15 protein-coding genes are annotated in these 17,709 nt (G+C 64.8%); 4 read left to right on the top strand and 11 right to left on the bottom strand.

Going from position 1 to position 17,709, the window contains the following annotated elements:
* Positions 1–29 precede the first annotated feature (29 nt).
* Entirely contained in the window at positions 30–1,292 is a 1,263-nt protein-coding gene (gene flgE / locus JOD78_RS14580; protein ID WP_209568617.1) for a flagellar hook protein FlgE, read from the top strand.
* 10 nt (positions 1,293–1,302) lie between these two features.
* Positions 1,303–2,028, top strand: a complete 726-nt coding sequence (locus JOD78_RS14575; protein WP_209568619.1) for a hypothetical protein — start codon at positions 1,303–1,305, stop codon at positions 2,026–2,028.
* Positions 2,029–2,058: 30 nt separating this feature from the next.
* Here the strand turns inward: JOD78_RS14575 and JOD78_RS14570 are convergent, their stop codons facing one another.
* From JOD78_RS14570 to JOD78_RS14555, 4 genes are read right to left on the bottom strand one after another with little or no spacing between them, the layout of a single operon-like run.
* Positions 2,059–3,198 carry an FAD-dependent oxidoreductase gene (locus JOD78_RS14570; RefSeq protein ID WP_209568621.1) on the bottom strand — a complete coding sequence of 380 codons (1,140 nt, stop codon included), beginning with the start codon at positions 3,196–3,198 and terminating at the stop codon, positions 2,059–2,061.
* A 20-nt stretch (positions 3,199–3,218) separates the two neighbouring features.
* Positions 3,219–3,569, bottom strand: a complete 351-nt coding sequence (locus JOD78_RS14565) for a RidA family protein (protein ID WP_034333792.1) — start codon at positions 3,567–3,569, stop codon at positions 3,219–3,221.
* Between the two features lie 33 nt (positions 3,570–3,602).
* Complete coding sequence (locus JOD78_RS14560) at positions 3,603–5,123, bottom strand: amidase family protein (protein WP_209568623.1); 1,521 nt, start codon at positions 5,121–5,123, stop codon at positions 3,603–3,605.
* A gap of 19 nt (positions 5,124–5,142) precedes the next feature.
* Positions 5,143–6,378: an MFS transporter gene (locus tag JOD78_RS14555; RefSeq protein WP_199725000.1), complete on the bottom strand. Its 1,236-nt coding sequence runs from the start codon at positions 6,376–6,378 to the stop codon at positions 5,143–5,145.
* Between the two features lie 139 nt (positions 6,379–6,517).
* On the opposite strand from JOD78_RS14555, the gene JOD78_RS14550 reads away from it, so the two are divergent.
* Positions 6,518–7,438, top strand: a complete 921-nt coding sequence (locus tag JOD78_RS14550; protein ID WP_121038122.1) for a LysR family transcriptional regulator — start codon at positions 6,518–6,520, stop codon at positions 7,436–7,438.
* A 4-nt stretch (positions 7,439–7,442) separates the two neighbouring features.
* Here JOD78_RS14550 and JOD78_RS14545 read toward each other — a convergent pair whose 3' ends face one another.
* The 4 genes from JOD78_RS14545 to JOD78_RS14530 are packed head-to-tail and all read right to left on the bottom strand — an operon-like array spanning position 7,443 to position 13,890.
* Entirely contained in the window at positions 7,443–8,045 is a 603-nt protein-coding gene (locus JOD78_RS14545) for a TetR/AcrR family transcriptional regulator (RefSeq protein ID WP_204725107.1), read from the bottom strand.
* On the bottom strand, positions 8,042–9,544 hold the full coding sequence (adeC, locus tag JOD78_RS14540) for an AdeC/AdeK/OprM family multidrug efflux complex outer membrane factor (protein WP_280920991.1): 1,503 nt from the start codon (positions 9,542–9,544) through the stop codon (positions 8,042–8,044). Before adeC ends, JOD78_RS14545 begins: the two co-directional genes overlap by 4 nt.
* Position 9,545: 1 nt before the next feature.
* Positions 9,546–12,695, bottom strand: coding sequence for an efflux RND transporter permease subunit (locus JOD78_RS14535; protein ID WP_209568625.1), 3,150 nt, complete (start codon positions 12,693–12,695; stop codon positions 9,546–9,548).
* A 16-nt stretch (positions 12,696–12,711) separates the two neighbouring features.
* On the bottom strand, positions 12,712–13,890 hold the full coding sequence (locus tag JOD78_RS14530) for an efflux RND transporter periplasmic adaptor subunit (protein WP_134134698.1): 1,179 nt from the start codon (positions 13,888–13,890) through the stop codon (positions 12,712–12,714).
* A gap of 143 nt (positions 13,891–14,033) precedes the next feature.
* Here JOD78_RS14530 and JOD78_RS14525 point away from each other — a divergent pair, with 143 nt between their 5' ends.
* A complete protein-coding gene (locus JOD78_RS14525; protein ID WP_209568627.1) occupies positions 14,034–14,645 on the top strand; it encodes a TetR/AcrR family transcriptional regulator in 612 nt (203 codons plus the stop codon).
* Between the two features lie 12 nt (positions 14,646–14,657).
* Here JOD78_RS14525 and JOD78_RS14520 read toward each other — a convergent pair whose 3' ends face one another.
* The 3 genes from JOD78_RS14520 to JOD78_RS14510 all read right to left on the bottom strand — a co-directional run bounded on the left by JOD78_RS14520 (position 14,658) and on the right by JOD78_RS14510 (position 17,709).
* The gene (locus tag JOD78_RS14520; RefSeq protein ID WP_209568629.1) at positions 14,658–15,779 is read right to left on the bottom strand and encodes a porin; all 1,122 of its coding nucleotides are present in this window, start codon (positions 15,777–15,779) and stop codon (positions 14,658–14,660) included.
* Between the two features lie 191 nt (positions 15,780–15,970).
* Positions 15,971–16,654 carry a 4-carboxy-4-hydroxy-2-oxoadipate aldolase/oxaloacetate decarboxylase gene (gene ligK / locus JOD78_RS14515; RefSeq protein ID WP_121040291.1) on the bottom strand — a complete coding sequence of 228 codons (684 nt, stop codon included), beginning with the start codon at positions 16,652–16,654 and terminating at the stop codon, positions 15,971–15,973.
* 11 nt (positions 16,655–16,665) lie between these two features.
* Positions 16,666–17,709: an amidohydrolase family protein gene (locus tag JOD78_RS14510; protein WP_121038106.1), complete on the bottom strand. Its 1,044-nt coding sequence runs from the start codon at positions 17,707–17,709 to the stop codon at positions 16,666–16,668.

Here is a 17,709-nt window from a genome sequence, read left to right as displayed (position 1 = left end):
TTTCCACCTCACTCAACGGAACCACCACCATGAGCTTTCAACAGGGACTCAGCGGCCTGCAGGGCGCGAGCAAACATCTGGAAGTCGTCGGCAACAACGTGGCCAACGCCAGCACCGTCGGCTTCAAGCAGGGACAGGTGCAATTTGCCGATGCCTATGCCAACTCCATGAACCGCTCCGGCAATTCGCCGGTCGGCATCGGCGTGACACTGGCCAATGTCAGCCAGGCCTTCACCCAGGGCAACATCGCCACCACCAACAATGCGCTGGATGTGGCGATCAACGGCGACGGCTTTTTCCGCATGGCGGCCAACCTGAATGACCAGTCACCGCGTTACGGGCGCAATGGCCAGTTCCAGCTGAACAAGGATGGCTACCTCATCAACCCCAGCATGAACGGAGCCTATCTCACCGGCTATCCGGCCGGTGCCGCAGGCGGCGATCCGGTGCCGCTGAAGATCGATACGGCCACCCTCCCGGCCACCGCCACCTCGCGCATCACCACCAAGATCAACCTCGACTCGCGCAAGAGCGTGCCGACCATCAGTCCCTTCGATCCGGCCAATCCCAACAGCTACAACAATTCCACCGGCGCGACCGTGTACGACAGCCTGGGCAATCCGTATTCGCTGCAGACCTACTACGTGAAGAGCCCGCCGACCGGCAGCCCGCCCGCGACCACCTGGTCGGTGTATGGCACGCTGGATGGCAAGCTGATCAACGCCGCGCCACCGGCCACCGGCCCGCAACTGCTGGGCACGCTGCGCTTCGATGCCACCGGTGCCCTCACCGCCAGCACCGGCATGACGGTCGACCTGAGCAGCATGGTCAAGGGCGGGGCCAGCTTCCCCACGCCCATCGCACTGAACTACGCCGGCTCCACCCAGACCGGTTCGGCCTTTGCCAACCTGGCGCAATCGCAGGATGGCTCGCCGCCGGGCACGCTCTCCAGCTTCAGCATCGGCAAGGATGGCAGCCTGGTGGGCAGCTACAGCAATCAGCAAACCAAGGTGCTGGGCCAGATCGTGCTGGTCAACTTCGCCAACCCGAACGGACTGCAGCCGCTGGGCAACAATCTCTACCAGGCCACGGCGGCGGCCGGCAGTCCGCTGGTCGGCCCCCCCACCACGGCCACCTTCGGCAGCTTGCAGGGCCGTGCCGTCGAACAATCCAACGTCGACCTGACCGCCGAGCTGGTCAACATGATCGTGGCGCAGCGCGTCTACCAGGCCAATTCGCAATCCATCAAGGTGCAGGACACGGTATTGCAGACGCTCATCAGCCTGCGATGAGGAAGCACGCATGAGTCCCGGTGTGCCCTTCGCCTCTGCCCCCGCCGCCAACGGTGCCGCCCTCACGCTGCCGGTCGCTCCGGCGCTGCGCGGCATGATCGATGCCGCCCTCAATGCGGTCATGGAAGAAGCGGCCGCGGAAGCACGGCTGACCATGGGCACGCTGGGGCGCTGCGCCGATTACGCCTTGGTCGGTGCACGCGTGCTGCGCCTCCTGCTCAATCGTCCTTACACGGCGCTGTCGGGCGGCGAGGTCATCGACTGCGGCAGCGGTCTCTACGTTGCCATGCATCCGGGCCGCAAGGCACGGCGCAGTGCGCGCAAGCTGTCTGAACTGAAGGATTACCATTGCTGGATCGAAGCCTTGCATCCGATGCCGGACGGCAGCCTGCGGCGCGAGATCATCGATTTCACCATGCGCCACGACCCGCTGGTAGCCGAGGTCTGCGGGCTGCCCTTCACGCGCTCGCATCGTCACGACTACCTGTGGGCCTGGCAGGAGGAGATAGCGCCGCTGCCGCTGGCGGCACGCGCGCAATTGCCGCCGCAGAGCCGCAGCGGCGACTGGATGTGGGTGGATCAGGATTGCCTGCGGCTGTTGAAGAAGTATGAGCAGGATCACGAGGGCCTGCTCGCTCGCCTCACCGGCCAGGTACTGCACAAGCTGGTGGAGGCGATGCAGGCACAGGAAGAGGCAGCGCAGATGCGCAGCACGGCCAGCCTCAAGCTGGCCTGAGCCGCGCAAGGGGTCGGTGCTCGCGGCCGTTCAGCCGAGCCGCGCCGGACTCAAGGCCGCGGCATCGACCCCGAAGCGCGCGATATGCGCCGGCACCGGTTCGCCCAGGATCAGGGCCGCATAGGCCTCGCCCGCCGCCGGTGAAGACTGGATGCCATACCCGCCCTGCCCGGCAGCCCAGAAGAAATCCGGCACCTTGGCGTCGTAGCCGCCGACGAAACTGCCATCGCTCACGAAGGAACGCAGGCCGGCCCAGACGTGCGCCGGACGCCGGATCTCCAGCGTCGTGCCGTTCTGGATATGGTCGATGGCGATGGCAATATCCAGTTCCTCGGCCTGCACGTCGTGCGGTCCGACCGGATCGGCATTGGCCGGCGAACCCAGCAGCAGGCCGGCATCCGGCTTGATGTAGAAAGATTCATCGACCGGCATGAACATCGGCCAGTGGGCGCTATCGGCCGGTGCCGCGAAGGTGAAGGCTGAACGCCGCTTCGGCACCAGTCCGATGGGTGCGGCTCCGGCCAGTTGCCCGATCTCGTCGGCCCAGGCACCGGCGGCATTGACGATGACGCCCGCGCGCAACTCGCCCTGACTCGTCTGCACATGCCACGTGCTCTCTCCCTGCTCATGGCCATGCTGCAGCGACTGCACCTCGGCATTGCACAGCACGCGCGCACCCGCTGCCCGCGCGCCGCGCAGGAAGCCCTGGTGCAAGGCATGCACGTCGATGTCGCTGGCATCTTCCTCGTAGACCGAACCGATCAGGTCTTGCTCACGCAGCACTGGCACCATGGCGCGGGTCTGCGCCGCATCGAGGCGCTGCACCTTGTCGGAGACCGAACGCACCAGGGCCTCATGGGCGTCGAGTTCGTCACGCAAGGCGGAGGTGGCATAGAACAATGCGCCCCGTGGCGTGAGCAGGGCATGTTCCGTAAAACCTTCCGGCGGATGATCGAAGAAGGCGCGGCTGGCGCAGGTCAGCGCGCGCACTTGCGGCGGACCATAGCTTTCCATGTAGAGCGCGGCCGAGCGGCCGGTGCTGTGATAGCCCGGCTGCGATTCGCGCTCCAGCAGCAGCACGCTGCCGTGACGCGCCAGCCAGTAAGCGATGGAGGCACCGGCGATGCCGGCCCCGATGATGAGATAGTCGACGCGGCCTTGCTGGCTCATGGGCAAACTCCGTGATCTTTTCAGAGGGCGGCGATGACGGCCACTTCCACGTCCAGCCCAGGGGCCATCAGCAGTGCCTGCACGCAGGCACGCGTGGGCGCATGGCCTGCAGGGACCCAGGCATCCCACACCGCATTGAAGGCAGCGAAATGCTCCGGGCTGGAGAGCCAGACATTGGCGCTGACGATGCGCTCGCGCGCGATCCCCTGGGCCTGCAACTGGGCATCGACCTTGGCCAGCACTTCGCTGGCCTGCTGCGGGATGGGCGCACCCGGATGGTCCGCCACCTGGCCGGCGACGAAGGCAAAATTGTTGGCCAGCACCAGCTGGCTCATACGGGCATTGGTATTGAAGCGTTGGATCGTGCTCATGGAATCGTTCAAGAATGAAATAATATAAATGGTTTATACCGCAGCCTGTGCCGCCGCTGCCGTCGCCGCGCCATCAAAGATGGGCGGATGGGTAACCAGGGAGGTCAGCGCTGCCTTGACGGACTTCAGCTTCGCCAGGTCAGGCCGTGGCCGCTGCAATGTCTCATCGCCCGCAAACGCCGCCTCCAGCGCGCCGGCCCAGGCCAGCAAACGGGCATCGTCGCGGAAGGCACCGGTGACCTGCAAGCCGAAGGGCATGCCGCGATGATCGCGGCCGCAGGGCAGCGAGATCGAGGGATTGGTAACAAGTGTGACCACATAGGTCAGGGCCAGCCAGCGATAATAATTTTCCAGCGGCGCGCCGTTGACCTCCTTCAGGTACAGCTCGCTCCACGGGAAAGGCGAGACCGGCGTGGTCGGCGAGAGGATCAGGTCATAGCGCGCATACAGCTGCTGGAAGCGGCGGAACAGGCGCGTCTGCTCGCCCTGCGCCCAGGCGCAGTCGGACAGGCTCATGGCCGCACCCATCTCGTAGTTGGCGCGGGCGTTGGGGCCGAGCGAAGCGGGATCGCGGCGATAGGCGGCCTCGAACCCGGCCACGAAGGCTTCGGCACGGATCACGTCGAAGGCGCGATGGGCCTCGCCCATGTCGACCTCCACCGGTTCGCAAACCTGCACGAAACGGCCGATGGCCGCCATCTTCTGGCGAAACACCTCACGGATGCCCTCATCCACCGCACAGACACCGAAGTCTTCCGTATAGCCGATACGCAGGCGCGACAAGTCCACCGGCGGCAAGGCCGCGAACGCCGCGTCATCGACCGCGTAGCTCAAGGGATCGCTGGCATGCAGGCCAATGGTGGCGCGCAATTGCAGCACGGTATCGGCCACATTGCGGCCCATCGGACCGACTACCGAAATCGGCGTCCAGCCCAGCAGCTTGCGCTCGCTCGGTACCAGTCCCGGCGAGGGGCGGAATCCCACGACGCCGCACTTGGCCGCAGGAATGCGCAGCGAGCCGCCGGTATCCGAGCCCGAGCACAGCGGCAGCAGATCCACCGCAAGCGCCGCCGCCGAGCCCCCGGAGGAGCCGCCCGCATTGAGCAGCGGATTGAAGGGATTGCCGGTGGCCCCCCACACCGTATTGCGGCTGTTGGCCCCGGCCCCCATTTCGGGCACGTTGGTCTTGCCGGCCACGATGGCACCGGCTGCGCGCAGGCGCGCCACCAGCGCGTTGTCGTGTGCGGGTACGTTGCCGCGATAGATAGGCGAGCCATAGGTGGTCAGCAGGCCTTCGGTTTCTTCGAGATCCTTGATGCCGATGGGCAGGCCGTGCAGCAGCCCCAGTTCAGCCCCGTCCATGACCGCCTGCTCGGCCGCCCGCGCTTCCTTGCGGGCCCGCTCGAAGCAGGTGGCGGTCACGGCGTTGATGTGGGGATTGAGGTCTTCGATGCGGGCGATGCAGGCGTCCAGCAACTCGACCGGAGAGACTTGCTTGCTGCCGATCAGCTGGCGCAGTTCGACGGCAGTTTTTTCGACGAGGGAATCAGACATGAATTTCCTTGTGAGTGGATCAGGCCGGCTGCATCTGGCCGCCGGTCTTGCTGGTGCGGATGAACAGGCTCACCAGCACCGAGAACAGGGCCGCGCCGATCAGGAAGCTGAAGGCGTAATCGTAGTTGGCAAAGGCGCTGACCAGGAAGCCGATCACCAGCGGCGAAATGAAGCCCGCCAGTTGCCCGCCCAGGTTGACCATGCCCACGCCGCTGCCCACCAGCTGCGCCTGCAGCAGCTTGGTCGGCAGCGCGATGCAGGTGGCCAGCACGAAGGACTTGAAGAAGTAAGCCAGGCATTGCCAGGCGATGACGCCCTCGACGGTCGCGGCAGTGTACATGCAGTAGACGAAGACGGCGGTCAGCAGCGAAGAGGCAATCAGCAGCAGCTTCTCGCGGCCATCGAAGAAGCGCACCATGACCCAGCCGCCGATGGCGGTCGACAGACCGGCCATGATGTAGGGCAGCGGCAGCAACAGGCCGACCGCCTTGAGGTTGAGGCCCCGCACGGTCATCAGATAAGTCGGCATCCAGCTGTCGAGCCCCTTGTTGATGATGGACAGGCCAAACCATACCGCCACGATCTTCCACATCAGCGGCATCCTGAGCAGGGCCGCGAAGGCTTCCTTGTTGATGGCCTTGGGACCGTCCTTGCCGGGCCGTACCGGACGCACGCAGAACCAGTACACGAGGGCGAACACCAGCCCGGCAATGCCGATGGTATGGAACACCGCGCGCCAGCCGAAATGCATGATCAGCGGTGCGATCAGCAGCGGGGCCAGCATGCTGCCGATGTAGTTGGAGGACATCAGCAGCGAGGACATCTTGGGCCGCTCCTCGCGGCTGAAGTTTTCTGCCACGCCCTTGACGCTGGCGGCCGGAAACGCGCCCTCGCCCAGACCGAAGATGAAGCGGATCACCACCAGGCTGGTCACCGACCAGGCCATGCCGGTCACGCCGGTGAAGACCGACCACAGCAGGATGGAAATGACGATGACGGGACGCGAACCGTAACGGTCCGCCAGCCAGCCGCCCGGCAGTTGCAGGAGGGAATAGCCGAGGAAGAAACTCGACAGCAGGATGCCAAGGTCGGAAGGCTTGAGCGCGAATTCGCTGGCGATCTGGGTCGCGGCGAAGGTGATGGCGGCGCGGTCGATGTAGGACACGCACCAGCCCAGGTACAGCAGCACCAATACCAGATACTTGTAGCGTCCCTCGCCCTGCGCCTTCGTCATTGCAGCCTGTGCAGCATCCATGAAGCCTCCCTCGCGACGCGACGGCGGGCACCCTGCCGCCGATCCGTGAACGCATCCTAAGCCTGCACATGGTTTGCCACAAGTACAAGTTTTCGAACCAGTGATTGCCGAATCGGCAAACCATTCCTACAATTCATGGATGTCCATCATCCATACCCGTGTGTTGCAGGAGACCGCCGTGCGCTACTTCCTCGAAGTGGTGCGGCGCGGCTCCATTACCGAAGCGGCCAATACGCTCAACGTCGCCTCCTCGGCCATCAGCCGCCAGATCGCGCGGCTCGAAGCCGAACTCGACACGCCGCTGTTCGAGCGCGTCTCGCGCGGCATGCGGCCCAATGCCGCCGGAGAACTGCTGGCCGCGCACGCGCTGCGCCAGCAACTGGAAGCCGAACGCATCGGCAATGAACTGGCGGCCTTGAAGGGCTTGCGGCGCGGGGAGGTGAAGCTGGCGACCACTGAGGGTTTCGCGCTGGAATTCGTACCAGCGGCCATTGAGCAATTCTGCCGCCAGCACAAGGGCATCCGTTTCCAGCTCTCGGTGGGCAATGCAGTCCACGTGGCGCAGCAGATCCGCGAAGGCGCAGTCGACCTGGGACTGACCTTCACCATGGCACCGGATCCGGACATCAAGGTCGAGTTCGCCCAGCGCGCGCCCATCATGGCGGTGATGCGGCCGGACCATGCACTGGCCCATCGCAAGCAGGTCAGCCTGTCGGAGCTGGCCCCGTATCCGCTGGCCATGCCGCAGAAGAACATCACCATGCGGCGCCTGATCGATGCCTGCTGCAGCCGCCGCAACGTGCTGCTGGAGCCGACCCTGGCGGCGGACTCCATCAGTGCCCTGCTGTGCTTCGTGATGTCCGGCGACGGCATCGGCTTCTCGGCCGCGCTGCCCATCCGCAAGCTGGTGCGCGAAGGACAGCTGGCCGCCCTGCCGATCCGCGACAAGGACATGAACACCCTGCAGCTGGAAATCCAGTCCCTGGCCGGACGCACCCTGCCCGATGCGGCGCGCGCTTTCCTCAACGCCCTGATTGCGCGCGCCAGCGGGCGGCACTGAACTTTTACGCCATTTCAGCGCCTTGCAGGACCAATAGCGGCGCCAGATGGAAGGAATGTTCCAGGCGCGCCTGCGGGTCTTCCATGTGCTCGGCAATGACACCCATGCAGGCCGCCACCAGGCAGCGCGCCACATCGATGGGCGTGAGCCCGCGCCGCAGCTGGCCGCGTTCATAGGCGATATTAAGGGCGGCGGTGAGGTGCTGCAGGGCGCGCAGGCTCAGCGACTCGATACGTTCACCCAATTCCTCCGGCAGCTCGGGCGTGCCGCGATAACGCAGTACCACTTCCATGCGACGCCGCTGCTGTACGTTGCGCAGGAAATCCAGCAGCTTCAGCCACAGCACCTCGCGCAGCAACAACAGCGGCTGCTCGCTCTGGCGATAGACCGCCAGTTCCGGACCGATGTCGAAGGGCCAGACCAGGTCATCGAACACGGCATTGACCAGGGACAGCTTGTCCGGAAAGTGCCAGTACACCGCCCCGCGCGTAAAAGCCGCGCTGGCCGCCACGTGTTCCAGCGTGGTGGCCCGCACGCCGCGCCGGGCAAACGCGGCCAGCGCGGCATCAAGCAGGATGGCGCGGGTCTTGCCGGCGCGCGGGCTCATGGCGCGGCCGTGGCCAGGTCACTGGCGACAGGGCTGCCGGAGCGTTCCACCCAGCCGCCGCCGAGCGCCTTGTAGAAGGTCACCAGATTGGTCCAGCGCGACAGGCGCGTACCGATCAGGGTCTTCTGCGCCGAGTACAGCGTGCGTTGCGAATCGAGCACGGTGAGATAGCTGTCCACGCCATTGTTGAAGCGCGCCTGCGAGAGCCGGTACGAGGCATCGCTGGCCTCCACCAGATCCTCCTGCGCCTTCAACTGGCGGCCCAGGGTATTGCGCTGGGCCAGTGCATCCGAGACTTCCTGGAAGGCGGTCTGGATGGCCTTCTCATACTGGGCCACGCTGATGTCGCGGCTGATGGTGGCGATATCCAGGTTGGCCTGGTTGGCACCGCCATCGAAGATCGGCAAGGAGATCTGCGGCACGAAACTCCACGAGCCCGAACCGCCCTTGAACAGGCCGGCCAGCCGCGCACTGGCCGTACCTGCATCGGCGGTCAGGCTGATGCTGGGATAGAAGGCCGCGCGCGCCGCTCCGATGTTGGCATTGGCGGCACGCAGCGTGCGTTCGGCCTCGACGATGTCGGCGCGCCTCTGCAGCAGGTCCGAGGGCAGCCCCGGCGGAATGGTCGCCAGCGGACTGGCGGCGGCCAGTGCGGTATCGGGCAAACCCTGCGGCAGCAGCCGCTCCGGCAGGTCCTTGCCCACCAGCAGCACCAGGGCATTGCGGTCCTGGTCGACCTGGGCGGTGTAGCTCTCCACGTCCACGCGCGCACTCTCCACGCTGGTCTGCGCCTGGCGCAAGGTCAGCGCCGAGGACGAGCCCAGCTCGAAGCTGCGCTGCGTGAGTTCGTAACTGCTGCTCTGGCTGGCCAGCGTGTCCTTGGCCAGCCGCAGGCGGTCCTGGTCGGAGGCCAGCGTCAGCCAGGCGGTGGCGACTTCGGCGATCAGGCTGATCTGGGTGCTGCGGCGAGCCTCGGCGGTGGAGAGGAAGGATTGCAGCGCCTGTTCCTTGAGGCTGCGGACTCTACCGAACAGGTCCAGTTCGTAGGCACTGAAACCCAGCGTGGCGGTATAGCTGCGCGCGGTCAGCGCACGGCCGGTGGCCGACAGGTCGGCCGGCGTGCGGCTGGCCGATTCACTGGTGGCGGCGTTGATGGTCGGGAACAGTGCGGCGCGCTCCACGCCATATTGGGCGCGCGCCTTCTCGATGTTGAGTACGGCCACGCGCAGATCGCGATTGTTGGCCAGACTGAGGCTTATCACCTCCTGCAATGTCGGATCGGTGAAGACATCACGCCAGCCGATATCAGACACCGCCATGGCCGGCGTGCTGCTGGCGGCCCCTGCGCTGTGGTCGCCCGCAAACTGGCTCGCCACGGAGGCGGCGGGCCGCTGGTACTCGGGCATCAGGGTGCAGCCGCCCAGCAGCATGGCCAGCAGCAGCGGAGTCATCAGCACCCGGGGACGATGCGCGGCGCGATGGGTCAGGGAAGGATTCATGTCAGTGCTCCGGGGAAATCGCGGGTTGGCCTTGCGGCGCGGAGGATGGATTGCGGGCGAACAGCTTCATGATGATCACGAAGAACAGCGGCACGAAGAACACCGCCAGCACCGTACCCGAGAGCATGCCGCCGATCACCGCCGTGCCCAGCGCATGCTGTGCGCCGGCACCCGCACCGCTGCCCAGCACCAGCGGCAGCACGCCGAGGATGAAGGCCAGCGAGGTCATCAGGATAGGACGCAAGCGCATGCGCACCGCATCCATGGTGGCTTCCACCAGGCTCTTGCCATGCTCGTGCAGATCCTTGGCAAATTCCACGATCAGGATGGCGTTCTTGCAGGCCAGGCCGATGGTAGTGAGCAAGCCCACCTGGAAGTAGACGTCATTCATCTTCCAGGTCAGGATCGCACCCAGCAGCGCGCCGAACACGCCCAGCGGCACCACCAGGATCACCGAGAACGGCACGGCCCAGCTTTCATAGAGCGCCGCCAGCGCCAGGAACACGATCAGAATCGAGATCGAATACAGCAGGCCGGTCTTGCCGCTGGAGGCCTTTTCCTGCAGCGACAGGCCGGTCCACTCATAGCCGATGCCAGGTGGCATCTTGGCCAGGGCCGCTTCCACGATGGCCATGGCTTCACCGCTGGAGGCCGCCCCCGGCAGGGCCATGCCGAGGATTTCCATCGAGGGCACGCCGTTGTAGCGCTCCAGGCGGGGCGAACCGGAAGTCCAGCTGGCGGTCGAGAAGGCGCTGAAGGGCACCATGGTGCCGGCGCTGTTGCGCACGTACCAGCGATCGAGGTCGGAGGGCAGCATGCGGTATTGCGCATCGGCCTGCAGCATCACCTTCTTGACGCGGCCCTTGTCGATGAAGTCATTGACGTAGCTGCTGCCCCAGGCGGTGGCGATGGTGTCATTGATGTCGGACATGGCCACGCCCAATGCTCCGGCCTTGTCGGTATCGACATTGAGGCGGAACTCCGGTGTATCTTCCAGGCCGTTGGGGCGCACCGCCACCAGGCGCTTGTCCTGCATCAGCGTGCCCAGCAACTGGTTGCGCGCCTGCATCAGGGCGGCGTGGCCGAGGTTGGCTTCATCCTTCAGCATCAGGTCGAAGCCGGTGGCATTGCCCAGTTCGGACACGGCCGGCGGGGCGAAGGCGAATACGCGGGCATCACGGATCTGCGCGAAGGCCGCACCGGCCTTGGCCGCGACGTCGGTCACCGAGAGTCCGGGGCCCTTGCGCTCATCCCAGGGCTTGAGCTTGATGAAGGCAAAACCCATGTTCTGGCCGCTACCGGCGAAGCTGAAACCGGAGACGGCGAACACGCCCGATACCGCATCCTTCTGGTCCACCAGGAAATGATGCTCGACCTGTTCAATGACTGCATCGGTGCGCGCCTTGGTGGCACCGGAGGGCAACTGCAGGATCGCAAACAGCGTGCCCTGGTCTTCATCCGGCAGGAAGCCCACGGGCAGCTTCATGAATCCTGTCACCACCAGCGCCAGCAACACCGCGTAAGCGGCCATGTAGCGCCAGCCGCGCCCCAGCATGTGGCGCACGATACCCTGGTAGCGCAGGTTGCCGCGATCAAACTGGCGATTGAACCAGCCGAAGAAACCGGTCGTGGCCAGCGCATGGCCCTTGGCCGCGGGCTTGAGCAGTGTTGCGCAGAGGGCCGGTGTCAGCACCAGTGCCACCAGCACCGACAGCGTCATGGCCGAGACGATGGTGATGGAGAACTGGCGATAGATCACGCCGGTCGAGCCGCTGAAGAAGGCCATCGGCACGAACACCGCTGCCAGCACCAGCGCCACGCCGACCAGCGCGCCACTGATCTGGCCCATGGACTTGCGGGTGGCTTCCTTGGGCGGCAAGCCTTCCTCGGACATCACGCGCTCGACGTTTTCCACCACCACGATGGCATCGTCCACCAGCAAGCCGATGGCCAGCACCATGGCGAACATGGTGAGCGTGTTGATGGTGAAGCCGAATGCCGCCAGCACGCCGAAGGTTCCCAACAGCACCACCGGCACGGCGATGGTCGGGATCAGCGTGGCGCGGAAATTCTGCAGGAACAGGTACATCACCAGGAACACCAGCACCACCGCTTCGATCAGGGTGCGTACCACTTCCTCGATGGAGATGCGCACGAAGGGCGTGGTGTCATAGGGCTTCTGCACCTTCATTCCGGCGGGGAAGAACTTCTCCAGCTGGGCCACGCGGGCATCGATGGCCTTGACGGTATCGAGTGCATTGGCCCCGGTGGCCAACTTGATGGCCAGGCCGGCTGCAGGCTTGCCGTTGTAGCGGCCGACCGAGGTATAGCTTTCGCTGCCCAGTTCGATGCGGGCGACGTCGCGCAGCTTGACGCGGGCGCCATCGGAGAGCGTGCGCAGCACGATGTTCTGGAACTGCTCCGCGGTGCGCAGGCGGGTCTGGGCCGTGATGGTGGCGTTGATCTGCTGGTTCTCGGCAGCAGGCAGGCCGCCCAGCTGGCCGGACGAGACCTGCACGTTCTGCGCCTGGATGGCGTTCTTCACGTCCAGCGGCGTGAGGCTGTAGCTGTTGAGCTTGTTGGGATCGAGCCAGATGCGCATCGCATATTGCGAACCGAAGAGCGTGGTGTCGCCCACGCCTTCCACGCGGCTGATCGCATCCTGAATGTTGGCGGCCACGTAGTCCGACAGATCGGAGCCGCTCATGCTGCCATCTTCCGAAGTAAAGGCCAGCACGTTCAGGAAGTTGGTGGCCGACTTGGTCACGGTGATGCCCTGCTGCTGCACTTCCGAGGGCAGCAAGGGGGTGGCCAGCGACAGCTTGTTCTGCACCTGCACCTGGGCGGTATCCGGATTGGTCCCGTTCTCGAAGGTCAGGGTGATGGTCACCGAGCCGGACGATTCACTGGTGGAGGCCATGTAGCTGAGACGATCCAGCCCCTTCATCTTTTGCTCGATGATCTGGGTCACGGTGTCTTCCAGGGTCTTGGCCGACGCCCCCGGATAGTTGGCGGTGATGGCGATGGCGGGTGGTGCGATGGCCGGATACTGCGCAATCGGCAGGGTCAGCACCGAAATGGCACCGGCCAGCATGACGATGATGGCGAGTACCCAGGCGAAGATGGGGCGGTCAATGAAGAAGCGAGCCATGATGTTTTCCCGCCTCTCAGTTGTTGCCGTTGCCGGCGCTGCCGTTGGCCACCGTGGTCTTGGGCGACCATGGCACCACCTTCACCTTGGCTCCGGCAGTGGCGCGCTGCTGGCCATCGACCACCAGCTGGTCGCCTTCTTTCAGGCCGCTGCTGACCAGCCATTGACTGCCGATGGCACGGTCGGTCACCAGTGCGCGCTGCTCCACCACGCCCTCCGCATTGACCACGAAGGCTACCGGCTTGCCGGCACCGTCACGGCTGACCGCCTGTTGCGGTACCAGCAGGCCCTGCTGGCGCACGCCCTCCTGCAGCACGGCGCGCACATACATGCCCGGCAGCAGGTCGGTCTTGGGGTTGGGGAAGACTGCGCGCAGCGTGATGGCACCGGTGTCCTGGTTGACCGTCACGTCGGAGAACTGCAGCGTACCTTCCTGTGCGTAGGTGCGGCCGTTCTCCAGGATCAGCCTGACCTTGGCGCCGTTGCCGGACTTCTGCAGTTCGCCATTGGCCAGCGCTTCCTTGAGGTTGAGCCAGTTGGTGCTGGACTGGGTGACATCGACGTAGATGGGATCGAGCTGCTGGATGGTGGTCAGCGCCGTGGTCTGGCTGGCGGTGACCAGTGCGCCCGGCGTCACGCTGGACTTGCCGATGCGGCCGGAGATGGGCGCATCGACCTTGGCGTAATCGAGATTGATGCGGCTGGTCTGCACGTTGGCCCGGGCCGAACCGACATCGGCCTCGGCTTCGCCCAGGGACGCGACGGCGTCATCGTAATCCTGCTGGCTGACCGCCTTGATGGCCACCAGCTCCTTGTAGCGGCTGGCCTTCAGGCGCGCCGTCTTCACGCTCGCTTCGGCCTTGGCCAAGGCCGCCACGCTGCTGTCATAGGCTGCCTGATAGCTGGCCGGGTTGATCTGGTACAGCACCTGCCCGGCCTTGACGTCGCTGCCCTCGCGGAAATTGCGTGCCTTGATGATGCCGTTGACCTGCGGCCGCACGTCAGCAATCTGGTAAGGCGAGGTCCGGCCCGGCAACTCGGCATGCAGCTCCACCGGCTGCGCGCGTACCGTCATCACGCCCAGCACGGGCGTGCCCGCTGCGGGTGGCGCCCCGCCCGGCGGCTTGCCGCAGGCACTGAGGACACTGAGGATGGCCAGTGCAGCGACGGGCCGTAGGAGGGGTGTGGTGCGCATGAAGGACTCTCCGGAAAGGGAAGAAGGTTTTTATAACGATACCGAACTGTACAGTATTATTAATTGACAGTTCTTCCCCGGTCAAGCAATACTGAACACATCTGTACGAAAATGACACTTGTAAAGAAAACGGAGACAGTTCGATGAGAGTCAAGACCCCTGCCCGGCGCGAGGCCATCCTGGCCGTGGCGGCAGACGTGTTCAAGGAGATGGGTTTCGAGGGTGCGTCCATGGCCGAGATCTCGGCCCGCATTGGTGGCTCCAAGGCCACGCTGTATGGCTACTTCAAGTCAAAGGAGGAGCTGTTCGTGGCGGTGACCCACGGCGAGGCGAAGAAGCAGATGGAGCCGGCCCTGGCCGCACTGGACCAGGAGGTGGACGATCTGGCGAAGACCCTGCAGGTCTTTGGAGAAAAGGCGGTCAGCTTCCTGTGCAAGGAGAGCACCTTGCAGACGCACCGCATGATCGTGGCCGAAGCCGGCCGCAGCGACATCGGCCGGCGCTTCCATGAAGAGGGACCGAAGATGGGGATGGAGCGCATCGCCGCCTTCCTGAAGAAGCAGATGGCGGCCGGGCGGCTGCGGGCCGCTGATCCGATGCTGGCGACCCTGCAGCTGTGCGCCCTGCTCGATTGCGAGACCGTCAAGCCGATGATGCTGGGGCTGGAGACCAGCATTTCGCGGCCGCGCATGAAGCGCATGGTCGGCCGCGCGGTGGAAACCTTCCTCGCGGCCTATGCCGTACCAGCCGACTGAGAACGACCGTCCTCAGAAGGTATGCCGGATCCCCAGTTGCACGCCGGTCTCGCTGGCACCGGCGTCCGGGCTCAGGGCCTGGCTGGCCGTGAAGCTGGCACCGGTCATGCGATAGGCAGCGGTATTCTGGTTGATCAGGCGTGAGGCCACCGCATACAGCCGCGTGCGCCTGGACAGGTCGTAGTTCACGATGAGGCTGAACTGGCGCGCGTTGTTGTTGTAGCGTGAAGCGTCTTTGACAAAGCCGCCACCTGCACCGACGGTAGTCTGCGCGTTGATGCGGTAGTCGGCCGAGAGGCTGTAGGTGTTGTGATAGTCGCCTGCCGTATTGCCGACCACGGCACCGGCCGGATCGTACTTGCCCGCCGGGTTGGTGAAGACATTGCCGGTGGTGGCCGAGATCACTTCATTGGTGCGGAAGAAGGCCAGGTAGACCTTGCCGCTGCCATAGTCAACATTGCCGCCCAGCATGAACTGCTTCACGCTGTTGGTGTTGGTGGCGTTGTTGGCGTTGAGGTAGGCGCTGCCCACGTAGACCGGTCCCTGCTGGGTCTGCATGCCGATCTGGTAGACCGCATTGCCGGCGGTGCTGCCGGCGCGCTCGCCCACCGAGTAATGAAGCTCCAGCGTGGTATTGGCAAACTTGGGCGAGATGTAGCTGATATCGTTGTCCACCCGCGCCAGCCAGTTGGCGAAGTTGTTGTAGGCCGATCCATAGGTGGCCGCACCGAATGCATCCATGTTGCCCGAGTAGAGGAACATGACGCTGTTCTGCCGCCCCACGCGCACTTCGCCGAAGCCGCCGCCGAGACCGACCCAGGACTGGCGGTCGAAGTAGCGGTAGCTGTTCTGCAGGCCGCCGGTGCTGGGATCGAAACCGGTTTCCAGATTGAAGCTGGCGCGATAGCCACCGCCCAGATCCTCGACGCCCTTGAAACCGAGACGGCTGGTCATCTGGCCATTGTTGCCCATGGCCCAGAGCGAGGTGTCCTTGCCGCCGACGGTGCTCTTCTGGTAGGCCGTATAGACATCCACTACGCCGTAGATGGTGACGGAACTCTGCGCGAAAGCAGCGGGAGCGGCGGCCAGCAGCAGGGCTGCCGGGATGAGACGGATGGGGTGTTGCAACTGCATAAGGAATCTCCTCCTGTGGGTAAATCGGTCTGGTTGATCCAGTGTTCTTGTCAATTGGGATGGCGCACACCAAGGGCGCTCTGCTGCGCAGTACGGATGTCTGTTCAGGCCGGCGTGCGCCTCTTTTGCGTGGACGCTCTCTTCTTCCCCTCACGGCTCCTTGTCAGGTTCAGCCTGTGGGCGACACAAACTCAGTCGATATATTTCAAACCGGCGGCCTCCAGCGGCGCGCGCATCTGGTACATGTCCAGCCCCAGCACGCCGGCGGCCAGCTGGGCGCGCTTCTCCCCTTCCAGGGCTTCGCGCTTGCGGGCGACCTCGGCCACACGCACGGCGTCAGCGGCAGGCACGGCCACCACGCCATCATCATCGGCCACGATCACATCGCCCGGATTGACCAGGGCACCGGCGCAGATCACCGGCACGTTGACCGACCCCGGCGTGGCCTTGATGGTGCCCTTGGCACTGATGGCACGGCTCCACACCGGGAAGCCCATTTCCTTCAACACCTTCACATCGCGTACACCCGCATCGATGATGAGGGCCCGCGCACCGCGGGCCATGAAACTGGTGGCCAGCAGGTCGCCGAAATAGCCGTCGGTACACTCGGCGGTGATGGCTGCCACCACGATGTCGCCAGGCCGGATCTGCTCGGCCACCACGTGCATCATCCAGTTGTCGCCGGGGTGCAGCAGTACGGTCACGGCGGTGCCCGAGATCGTGGTACCGGGATAGATGGGACGCAGATAGGGCTTCAACAAGCCGGTGCGGCCCTGCGCCTCATGCACGGTCGCCACGCCAAACTGGCCGAGCTGTTGCACGGCGGCGGCATCGGCGCGTTCGATATGGCGCTTGACCACGCCAAGCTGGTTGATCAGGGGAGTGCTCATGCTGTCAGTCCTTTCGCGTTGAGGGCGGCATCCAGGCGCGGGTAGACGCGGCGGGCATTGCCTTCGTAGATCTGGTGGCGTTCTTCGGGGCTCAGGGCGGCCGCCTCGATGTAGCGCTTGGTGTCGTCGTAGTAGTAGCCGGTCTGCGGATCAATGCCGCGCACGGCACCGATCATCTCGGAGGCGAACAGCACGTTCCCGACCGGGATCACGCGCGTGAGCAGGTCGATGCCCGGCTGGTGATACACGCAGGTGTCGAAGAAGATGTTGTTGAGCAGATGTTCTTCCAGCAGCGGCTTCTTCATCTCCTGCGCCAGGCCACGGAAACGGCCCCAGTGATACGGCACGGCACCGCCGCCGTGCGGGATCAGGAACTTCAGCGTCGGGAAATCCTTGAACAGGTCCGAGGTCAGGCACTGCATGAAGGCGGTGGTGTCGGCATTGAGGTAATGCGCACCGGTGGTGTGGAAGCAGGCATTGCAGCTGGTGCTCACGTGGATCATGGCGGGCACGTCCAGCTCCACCATCTTTTCATAGAGCGGATACCAGGCGCGGTCCGACAGCGGCGGCGCAGTCCAGTGTCCGCCCGAGGGATCGGGATTGAGATTGATGCCGACGAAACCATATTCGCGCACGCACTTCTCCATCTCGGCAATCGAGGTACGGATATCGGCCCCCGGCGACTGCGGCAGCATGGCCGCACCGATGAAGTGATCGGGGAACAGCTGCGCCACGCGATGGCACAGCTCGTTGCAGATGGCCGCCCAGGTCTGGCTGGTGTTGAGATCGCCGATGTGATGCGCCATGAAGGAAGCGCGCGGCGAGAAGATGGTGAGATCCGCACCGCGCTCGCGCATCAGGCGCAACTGGTTGCTTTCGATGGACTCGCGCAGTTCGTCGTCGCTGATCTTGAGCTCGGCCACCTTGGGACCGAGTCCGGGCGTGTTCAGGTGGGCGATCTGCCGGTTGCGCCAGTCTTCCAGCGCCTTGGGGGCGGTGGTGTAGTGGCCATGGCAGTCGATGATGAGGGAGTCTCGCAT

It is taken from the genome of Herbaspirillum sp. 1130, assembly GCF_017833835.1.
Classification (GTDB): Bacteria; Pseudomonadota; Gammaproteobacteria; order Burkholderiales; family Burkholderiaceae_D; genus Herbaspirillum; species Herbaspirillum huttiense.
This window is presented reverse-complemented; position numbering and strand designations above follow the sequence as displayed.